Genomic DNA, 6,353 nt, shown 5'->3' on the forward strand with positions numbered 1-6,353 from the left:
ATCATTCTGTAGATTGGCGGCCTAACTTTTAAATTACTTAAAGTGTTATATTTGATTCTGACAGATGCGACAGAACCTTCTACAAATATTATGGAAGATTTGAAAAGATTGTTATAGTTGAAGGAAGAATTGTCTTTCTTTGGCTCTATGAATTACTTTCTCGGATTTAAAAATAAATCTATTTGATTTTTTATTTGGTTAAATAAGTCTTCCCTCATTTTTGTGGGGAAAATGTCAGAGTTGAATGGTCAGTTAAAAGTTATTTAATATCATTCGCCTTCGCTTTTTGTGTGAGAAATAATATCTAGCCCATACAGGAAGTAGAGTTACAAAGTGCCTTGAACATATTTTTATTGTATCTGCTTTTTTTCATTGCCTGGAGAGGTAGCCACATCTTAATCTGCTTTTAGCGTCATTGTTTTCGGCTGTTTTAATCCAATTTGCATCATTGCCGGATTAGTAAAACAAAGAAAGGGAGTTATTACTGTAAATAGTAAAGACAGTAATTTAATTCTGTTTTTACATCTTGAATATTTTATGATTAATCTTGTTTTGCTGATTTTACTTCATCAGAAGGAGTGTTAAGTATAAATTCTACCATTAGGCGTTTGATATCATTCCCTTTTTCGTTCAGCATATTATGACCGCATAAAGGCAATCCGACCAGCCAGGTTTTAGGTCTCTCTTTTGCTATATTTAAAGCGCTTTCAGGCACTGCAACCCGATCTAATAAACAAGTTATAACTAACATTGGCGCTGTACCACCCGTAGACCACTGTTCTTTTGGTGTGGCATCACTAGACTTGGCTTGTTGTCCGGCCAAGGCTGGAAATTCGCCTTGTGCCTGATCCAGCAAAGCCAAATGCTCGTTGCCTGGAGCATACATAAGCTGTCCTTGCAATTTAAGCCATTCTTCTTTGCTGATTGAGGGATCCATGTAGCGTTGATACAGCGCCATAGTTTCTGCAGATGGCTGTGCTTCACCGCCTGCACCAATTAAAATAATGCCCAATACACGTTCAGGTCGGTCTTGAGAAGCGGTTCTCACCACGCGATTTCCATACGTTTTTCCAGCCAGGTAAACTTCTTTGAGACCGAGTTCGTCTGCCACTTTCCAAAGATCATCTGCATAATCGTGGAGTGTTAATCCCTCAATTTTTCCAGTACTGGCTCCCAAAGTTCGGTAGTTGTAGGTAACAACTTTGATTCCTTTTGATGCAATTGCCTGAGCGAGTTCATCGAGCTGGATTGCCGGTCTGCCATTACCGGCTGCCATAATTAAAGCGGCAGGACCATCTCCATAAATAAAGGTTTCGATTTGAATACCGTTTGCTTGTATCAGCTTTCTGATCCCCATTGAGTTGTTTTTTTGGGAGTATCCAAATGTTATTGTAAATAAAATAAATAAGGCCAGCAAACGCTTTGAGGGACAATGATGTGAATTTTTCATTTTACTTTTTTATTTTAAACACCGTGTTTCCTTCTTTGATGGATTCCAGAATTTGAATGGTATTCAAGTCTAAAGGTTTTATTTTTAATGGATTTTTATCCAAAATTACCAAATCGGCAAGCTTTCCTTTAGTTAATGTACCCTTTGAGTTTTCTTCAAAATATTGGATTGCTGCCCATTCTGTCAGTGTTTTCAATCCTTCGTAAGGAGTAATTCGTTGGTTTGGCCCCAATATTTTTCCGCTTCTGGTGACCCTGTTAACCGTTGCATCGAGTACTCGCATCGAATTAGGGAAGGTAACGGGTGCGTCATGGTGAGAAGTTGTAATAAGTCCTGCATCTATTGCATCTCTCATCGGCGAGATATAATCAGCTCTGGGATGCCCCAAAACGGATTGGACATGCCAATCGCCCCAATAAAAAGTATGCATTGGAAATAATGAAGGGATCACTTTTAGGCGGACCAATTCAGGAATTTGATCTTTGCGCAATGTCTGTCCATGAATGAGTACCGTTCTGTGATCGGGATAATTGTATTTTTTTTCCGCGAGATCAATCGCTTTTAAATACTGGTCAATTGCAGCATCGCCGTTGGTATGGCACAATAGCTGCCATTTATTTTTAAAGGCAAGTGCTACATAATCATCCGCCTGTTGATCGGTCATTACGCCTTGTCCTTTATAATCTGCTTTTTCACCTGCAGGCGGAATATGGTAAGGGTGGGAGAGCCATGCAGTTTTACCTTGCGGCGAACCATCCAGCGTTAATTTCACACCGCCAATTCTGTATTTATTTTTATAGTGATGCGTGGGGCTGTAATAAGGGCTTTTCATAATTTTTTCTACACCCAGCGCAACATCAGGATAGGAAACAATATCTAAATAGAACTTTTTGCTGTTTGCTCCATCTTCTAACTGGGACATCTGCTGTAAAGTAGCCCTGCCTTCTTGTACAGTCAAATAACCATTTTTAGCATACTCAACGAGCGCTTTATCAATAAACATAGTATTAGCTTCTGCATCTCCTTTTCCTAAAATTGGGAATAGAACGGCAAAAAAAGCACCTTCTTCCAATACGCCGTTTGGCGTCCCATCAGCATTTCTACGATATTTTCCACCGACGGGGTCTTTGGTGTCCTTATTGATGCCTAGCATTTTCATGGCATAGGAGTTAAGTACCCCTAAATGTCCTGATTGATGTACGATAACTACTGGTTCAGTGCTACTTATTTTATCCAAATCAGCAGCTTTTGGGTGGTCCGCTTCTTTGAGCTGGGAATCATCGTAGCCATTTCCTAAAATCCAGCCAAATTTTTTAAGCATCGTTTTACCGTCTGCTGAATTTTTATATTGGTTCACTGCATTGATAATTGAAGCAAAATCGGCACCGGGACCATCCGGAGGCGGCAGTAAATTAGCGACCGATGCGGTAAAACCAACATTAAGAAAATGGCTATGGGCATCTAAAAATGCCGGGAGCATCGTTTTTCCTTTCAGATCTACCATAATGTGTCCAGATCCTGCTTGCTTCATGGCTTCTTCTTCCTTGCCTACAAATAGTATTTTTCCGTCTTTAACTACAATCGCCTGGGCATAAGTGGGCTTTTTTCCTTCCATGGTGATGATGTCTCCGTTGTAATAAACGGTAGCTTTATTGCCTGAACCTTGATCTGCCGCCAATTTTTCGTCTTTTTTACAGGAGACCGTCAAAATTGCAAATGCCAATATTGATAAGATTGAATTTTTCATAAGCTTATTAGTTAATTAAAAAAATAAATCATTTGATTTTTATAGTTTCACTTCTACTAATTCCGGGCATTTCCAAGTTCCATTCAAAATTTCTTTGTGAGGCCTGTAGAGTCGAATCATATAATTCCATCCCTTCATGATATATAAAAAATTTGGCTGGTTGGGATCTCCTCCAAAATGTATGGTTACGCTGCCATCCGGATTCTTCTTGGATGTTATCGAATTGAAATTATAGCTATTGTATTTATTTACTTCATAGTACCCTTTTTCATTGTATAAAGACACAGACCAAAAAGCATCAACAGGAACATCTTTCAGAGTCAGGGTGTAAGCAGTTACACCATCATCTTTAGGTGGATTTAAATTAAGATAAATAGCATCTTTTTCTGGATTTCCACCGTATCCCCCCGCTGTTCCTAACAGTTGTCGTACTTGGGTTACTTCCCATTCTGTGCCAAAAGCGGCTTTACTGTTAGGTAAATCTTTGGCCAATGCCAAAAGTAAATTACGCGTTTTTGTAAGGCTCTCTTCATCCCAATCGGGAATTTCCAACTTGCCCGTACTTGCTTGTTTGACAACAATTGACTCTTGTATTCCTGTTACTATTTTATTGTCTTCAGAACTATTCGGATCTGCCAAAGTTCTGACGGTTATGTGAATAAAGTGAGTACCCACATTTTCCTTTGTCAAGGTATAATTGCCCGGTTCATAAAAAACCCGGATATAGGAATCTTCATTAATAACCATCATCGATATAAAACGCCCTTTGGTCTGGGGTAAGGTAATGCTAAGGGGTGAGCTGAGATCAAAAATCCCATAAGAATACCTCGTATCACGATTGGTACGGATTATATATTGATGATTAACATCTGCAGGGCCGCTGTTGTGGCATAATTTACCAAAGCACCCATCATTTGTTCTGATTTTGAAATAGTTATCAGTTTCGGCGCGGACAAAATTATCGACTGTTACTTTTTGTTTTCCATTGGGCAGGGTAATTGGATCAAACAGCTTTTCGGTGTTCTTTTTGGGTGGTTTGCTAAAGGTGTTAATTGTGGGACTCAATTTTTCAATTGTTTTACTTTTATTAGTATTCTGGCTGTAAGCACTAGTGAATAATATTATGCACGATGATAAAAGGATAGATGTTAAGATTTTCATGCTATTTAACTGTTTAATTGATTAAATATCTGTATGCAAATGATTAAAAATTATTATTTAAATAATCTGTTAACTACTCTTTTAAGGGAAATGATTTGCCTTCAAAGACAGTTTCTAACACTTTAATGTCTTTCATTTTCATAGGGTCTATCTTTAAAGGGTTTTCAGAAAGTATTACGAAATCCGCTTTTTTACCCACTTTTATGGATCCCGTAATTTTATCCAATTGCATTAAATTAGCCGCATCAATCGTGATACCTTTCAATGCATCATAAGTCGATACTCTTTCTTGCGATGCCATCAAAGTACCATCGGCCGTTACACGATTAGTTGCTATCCAAGCTAGCAGCAATGGCTGAATAGGAGCCATCGTGAAATCGGAATGCAGGGCAAACTTCACTTTATTTTTAACCAATGAGCCCAAACGAACCATTTCTGAGCCTCTTTCTTTACCAAGAACAGTATTGGCTACATATTTATCACCCATAGAATAGAGATAGTAGGGATTAGCAGACACCACCGCTCCTAATTTTGCAATACGAGCAGACTGCTCAGGTTTAGATTCTCCAAAATGCTCTATGGTGAGTCTTTGTTTTAATTGTGGTAATTCTTTTTGTAATTTTTCTAGTTCATCCAAGATGGTTTCTAATCCCATGCTGCCATTGCAGTGAATATGGATAGGATAACCTTTGTTCCACCAAAATTTCATGGCTTCATTTAAATTTTCAGGGGTCATAATCCATTTACCGCTATGCCCGTCCAAATATCCTGGAGGTAAAACTTGAAAATTCTGACCAAAAAATGCACCATCAGCATAAAGTTTTACGGCATGATCTATTATAATATGTGGCGAAGTTTTTTTGCCAAACTCTTTTACATCGGAAAACGTTTTTTCAAAATCACCGCCATTTACCAGGTTCAATGTATTTACATCGGGGGTAAATTGCATACGGAAAGGTGTTTTATCGTTTTCCAGATTATTCTTCATGTATTTAAAATCGCCCCAAAGTTCTCCCGATGAACCTGTACCCATATCGCCAATAGTAGTTAGTCCGCCCATATGTACAAGGTCACGAAGTTTTAACATATTGGTCTTCATAACTTCATCATTTCTAATGGTCGGTGCCCATTTTGGAACAACGACATTGAAAAATCCTGCTTCTACAAATTTTCCGGCGGCATAATCAACTTGGCTGTTTCCTTTGATTTCTTTCTCGGTAATATTTAAATACTTCAGCCCCGCAGTGTTCAACCACATTACATGTGCAGAATATTGCCAAATCATAATTGGTCGTGTAGCAGAAATTCCATCCAATTCTTTACGTGAAATGTCTCCATGAAAAGGCTCCATAAAACCCCAAACCACAAGAGGTTCTTTAGGCTCTTTTAACTCAGCTTCATATTCTTTTACTTTGGCTATGAATGCTTCATGTCCTCTCACGGCCTTGACAGTTCCCCAAGGAAAAACCCAATCAAAAGGTGCAGCAAATTTGGTGTTCAAAATCATAGCACCAAGATTGGGATGCAAGTGTGGGTCTATCAGACCCGGCATCATTGTTTTTCCTTCTAAATCGACCATATTATGTCCTTCACCGGCTTTCTTCATTGCTTCATCTTTACTTCCTGTGAAAGTAATTTTTCCGTCTTTTACCACTACTGCTTCGATGTAAGTAGCGTTTTCGCCTTCCATGGTAAGTATATCTCCGTTGTAATATACTGTACTGATAGATGAGGGTTTGACAGTATTATCAGTTTTTTTTACTTCTTCTCTGCAAGAAACCATAACAATGGAAAAAGCAAGCAATAAAATCAAGTTTTTCATGTATTTTTTAAATTAGGTTGCTTAATTTTTATAACTGGAAATTTTGGTATTATATATCTGTTCGATAAAAGTGAATAAATTGAAAATCAGATAGATTTACTGATATTTTTATAGGTTAATATCAAAATTGATTCTAATTATGTTTAAAAGTAAGAATTTATACTATATATAAA

At 37.9% G+C, this 6,353-nt stretch carries 4 protein-coding genes; all 4 read right to left on the minus strand.

Annotated elements, in window-relative coordinates; all coding sequences use genetic code 11:
* Nucleotides 1–541: 541 nt before the first annotated feature.
* Nucleotides 542–1,357 carry an alpha/beta fold hydrolase gene (locus tag JO950_RS20870; protein ID WP_202704370.1) on the minus strand — a complete coding sequence of 272 codons (816 nt, stop codon included), beginning with the start codon at nucleotides 1,355–1,357 and terminating at the stop codon, nucleotides 542–544.
* A gap of 94 nt (nucleotides 1,358–1,451) precedes the next feature.
* Complete coding sequence (locus JO950_RS20875; RefSeq protein ID WP_202704371.1) at nucleotides 1,452–3,197, minus strand: amidohydrolase; 1,746 nt, start codon at nucleotides 3,195–3,197, stop codon at nucleotides 1,452–1,454.
* A gap of 39 nt (nucleotides 3,198–3,236) precedes the next feature.
* On the minus strand, nucleotides 3,237–4,262 hold the full coding sequence (locus JO950_RS20880) for a DUF1214 domain-containing protein (RefSeq protein WP_202704372.1): 1,026 nt from the start codon (nucleotides 4,260–4,262) through the stop codon (nucleotides 3,237–3,239).
* A 169-nt stretch (nucleotides 4,263–4,431) separates the two neighbouring features.
* The gene (locus tag JO950_RS20885; protein ID WP_202704373.1) at nucleotides 4,432–6,162 is read right to left on the minus strand and encodes an amidohydrolase; all 1,731 of its coding nucleotides are present in this window, start codon (nucleotides 6,160–6,162) and stop codon (nucleotides 4,432–4,434) included.
* Nucleotides 6,163–6,353: the final 191 nt, after the last annotated feature.

Origin of the sequence: Flavobacterium sp. UGB4466, assembly GCF_903469665.1 — a bacterium.
In the GTDB taxonomy this organism is placed as follows: domain Bacteria; phylum Bacteroidota; class Bacteroidia; order Flavobacteriales; family Flavobacteriaceae; genus Flavobacterium; species Flavobacterium lipolyticum.

What these genes read in the sequence shown, in the direction of transcription:
- JO950_RS20870 (WP_202704370.1), bottom strand. Translation starts at nt 1,357, where the DNA reads ATGGGGATCAGAAAGCTGATACAAGCAAACGGTATTCAAATCGAAACC.
- JO950_RS20875 (WP_202704371.1), bottom strand. Translation starts at nt 3,197, where the DNA reads ATGAAAAATTCAATCTTATCAATATTGGCATTTGCAATTTTGACGGTC.